Annotated in this window: 3 protein-coding genes; all 3 read left to right on the top strand. The window is 47.7% G+C overall.

Annotated features, from left to right (window positions below):
- Positions 1-156: 156 nt before the first annotated feature.
- The 3 genes from AC5JLB_RS16030 to AC5JLB_RS16020 all read left to right on the top strand — a co-directional run bounded on the left by AC5JLB_RS16030 (position 157) and on the right by AC5JLB_RS16020 (position 3697).
- On the top strand, positions 157-1101 hold the full coding sequence (locus AC5JLB_RS16030) for a hypothetical protein (protein WP_495874831.1): 945 nt from the start codon (positions 157-159) through the stop codon (positions 1099-1101).
- A 127-nt stretch (positions 1102-1228) separates the two neighbouring features.
- Positions 1229-1399 (top strand): hypothetical protein, encoded by a 171-nt coding sequence (locus AC5JLB_RS16025; RefSeq protein ID WP_495874830.1) that lies wholly within the window; start codon positions 1229-1231, stop codon positions 1397-1399.
- A gap of 147 nt (positions 1400-1546) precedes the next feature.
- Positions 1547-3697, top strand: a complete 2151-nt coding sequence (locus AC5JLB_RS16020) for a UvrD-helicase domain-containing protein (RefSeq protein ID WP_495874829.1) — start codon at positions 1547-1549, stop codon at positions 3695-3697.
- Positions 3698-3793 lie beyond the last annotated feature (96 nt).

The raw sequence follows: 3793 nt of genomic DNA, 5'->3' as shown, positions 1-3793 counted from the left end.
AGGGGACAGCCCTTCAACCTGCCAATGAACGATCTACAACTGTAGTATATTGCACTCAATGATGACGATGTTGCAAAACTCGTTTCAGGCCAAAAGACTCTCATAACTGCACAGGCCTCTCTCCTCGAGAGTTCACAGCATCTTGCCGATGCTGGGATGAACCTTGCTTCGGACCAAGCAAGAAACTTTGGTGATCTACCTATTCTGCTTGCCCGCCTCCAGTCTCAGCTCAACGAATTGGATGACATGAGGAGGCAACTCGCCGCTGTTAGCGATGCTCCTAGCAATGCCCCGAAAGCGCCGGCGCTTGCAACTATTGACCCTACAGTCGTACGCCAACCATCGGTTGTGAAGTCTGATACATCACAGCGGTTCATGACGATGCAATTTTCATTTTCGAGCGAGGAGATGAGTAGAGATCATAGCGACAGCTCGCAATTTAAGCAGACGAGCTGGAGTGTAGACCTGTTTTTCGGAAGTGCCAGCGGTCAAAAAACTGACTCTAGTGCCACCAGCAGCACAAACTCACTTGACCAAAAGACTGCCATCGAAATTGGATTCAAGGCTGCAAAGGTTGATATCAGCCGCGGCTGGTTTGATCCTGGTGTGTTTAAACTCAGTTCCGGGATGAACCGCTTGTCTTCAGAAGCAGTTTTTTCTACGGGGACACCTACACTTGATGATTGGAATGACGCAAACGAAATCAACCTCAAAAAAGCTGACAATGCAATCCTACCGTGCTTCCCTGTAGCCTTTGTCGTAGCCAAAGATGTCACCATCCGCTTTCAAACAGAGACAAGCAGCCTTTCGGCGGTGAAAAGCGTTGTTGACAGCCGGTCGTCTGCGGGTGGAGGCTTTCTTTGCTTCAGCGTCTCATCATCATCCGCATCCCACAGCGAAACATCGGGGCTCTCGTCGAAAACCGAGGGCACTGTCATCTCCATCACCATGCCGGGACCACAAATTCTTGGCTGGTTCCTCGAATTTACTCCAAAAGACGAGAGCAAACCTATAAGTGGTGATGGGGGTTCTGATTACTTTAACATTGTACAGTTTGTAAACGAACTCAAGAGCTTCAGTTCACCGAACAAAGCACAATAGATGATCAACTGGTTGCGGGTTTTGCTCTCTGGGTGAATTTGTCTGGAAGCCTCTACCTTCTTCAACTTTCATCGACTCAAGCTAAAGTGACACAAGCCTTTTTAGCTGGATGAGAATTGGAGGAGTGATGGCTGAATCTAAATCCTGGCAAGTGGTTCCCACGAATTTGGCCTTAGAGCAGTTCCAGGAATTTGTCTTGCCCCATCTGAAAATGGGAATTCGTGGTCCGCAGCCGAAGCGGTTTTTGCGACACAACCAAAAGTGCCGCCATTTGAACAAGGAGTCAGTCGTCATTTGAAACAAGGCTAGAGAAATTTAGGTCCCCCACCTTATCATTTCTTGCGACACAACCGCTTTTACTGAAGCAGGCTGGAATGCCTGGGAAATCGAATCATTTTTGCAATCCGTAGACATTGTTGGCAGCACGCTTAAAGGAGGAGTATAAATGGCTCTACAAAACACATTTCGGCTTGCCATTTCAGACGATTTCTTTGATGCCTATAGCCGTCTGCCACGTAATGCTCAGGGTAAGGTCTCAGAATTCATCAATCGCTTCCGGCAAGACCCGACCCGTCCAGGCTTAAATTACGAACCGATTCATGACAGCCGCGACAAGCGGATGAAATCGGTTCGAGTTGACCAAGCACATCGGGCGATCGTCCTCAAACCAGATTCTGGCAATGTTTATATCCTGTTATGGGTAGACAAACATGATGATGCTTACACCTGGGCACGGCGTAAAGTCTGCCGTATCAACGAAGTATCGGGTGCCTTACAGATTATTGATGTCGAAGATGCAGAAGCGACCATGGAACGGTTAGAGCAAATCAATCAAGAGAAAAGTCAGCAGTCGGGAAGATTTGATGCAATCAAAGACAAACAGTTGATGCAGCTTGGGGTTCCAGAGATCCTACTTCCTGCTGTTCGTCAAATCACGACCGACGAAGCAGTCGAACAGCTATTACCCCATTTGCCGCGAGAGGCTAGCGATGCCCTATTGATGCTGGCATCGGGCTACGAACTTGATGAAGTGTTTCGACAACTGGAGAAACCTAAGGAAGTTCAGCCAGTCGATGTAGAAGATTTAGAAACGGCGTTGCAAAACGATGATAGCCTCAGTCGTTTCATGGTGATTACCGATGACACGGAACTGGAAGAAATGCTGGCAGCTCCACTGGAGAAGTGGCGCGTTTTTCTACATCCTACCCAACGCAAGCTTGTTGATCGTGACTGGAATGGGGCAGTTCGAGTCCTAGGCGGTGCTGGCACAGGAAAAACGGTAGTTGCAATGCACCGGGCAAAATGGCTGGTACAGAATCGCTTCACCAATCCGAACGATCGCATTCTATTTACCACGTTCACCCGTAACCTGGCAGTAGATATTGAAGCTAATCTCAAATCAATTTGTTCTACTGAACAGATGCGACGCATTCGAGTTGTCAACCTGGATGCTTGGGTTGCAGAATTTTTGCGGCAAGAAGGAGTCGAAACTCGCATTGTTTACAGCGACGAAACTGAAGACCTGTGGAGACAAGCATACACAATCGCGCCAGTTGAACTCGGATTGTCTTTAAGCTTTTATCAGGAAGAATGGCAAGCCGTTGTTTTAGATCAGGGTTGTCAAACATTGCGGGATTATTTAGTAGCCCGCCGCACTGGACGCGGAACTCGTCTTAGCCGCCAGCAACGTCAAGAGATTTGGACTGTATTTGAAGAATACCGGAACCTCTTGCGAGAAAAAGGACTGCGCGAACCTGAAGATGCGATGCGGGATGCAGCTCAAATTATTGCTGAACAGGGAACTGCATCATTGCCGTTTAAGGCAGTAATTGTCGACGAAGCGCAGGACATGAGTGAAGCTGCCTTTACCTTGCTGCGAGCGATCGTAGGGGATGCATCACCCAACGATTTGTTTATTGTGGGTGACCCTCACCAAAGGATCTACGGTAAGGTAGTCACTCTTAGTCGATGCAGGATTGATGTTCGAGGGCGTTCTAGAAAACTCCGTCTAAATTACCGTACCACCGATGAAATTCGCAAGTGGGCAACCCAGATTTTGGAAGGCATGGCTGTTGATGACTTAGACGGGGGTGCCAATTCACTCAAAGACTACCGATCACTAATGCATGGAGACGAACCCATAATTAGAGGTTTCACTCGATTTGAAGACGAACTCGCTTACCTGAAACAACTCCTGTTCAGCATTCAAACCACAGATCAAACCTTTGCAGGTATTTGCCTGGTATTTCGTACCAATGCGTTGATGGAACAGTACGAAACCGCGTTGAAGGGCATAGAAATTCCAGTTAAACGCATTCGGAGAAATCAACCTGATAACCTACTCGAAGAGGGCGTCAGAATCAGTACGATGTATCGGATTAAGGGACTGCAATTTAACTACGTCGTGCTTCCTTCTCTCAACGCAGATGTCTTGCCGCTTAAAACAGGATTAGAGCATTGTGCAGACGACGCATCACAAACTCGGTTCATCAACGGAGAGCGATGCTTGCTTCATGTTGCAGCAACGCGAGCAAAGAAACAAGTCTTGATTACCTACTGCGGCAAGCCGAGTCAACTCTTACCCTCTATAGAGTAGTTTGAGCGGCTTATAGAAAGCTACTCCCATACTAAAAATCAGGCGTTGCCCAATAAAGAATGATTCAAGTAGATACTGGAATCCGACGATGCTTGA

It is taken from the genome of Myxacorys chilensis (genome assembly GCF_059505265.1).
This window is presented reverse-complemented; position numbering and strand designations above follow the sequence as displayed.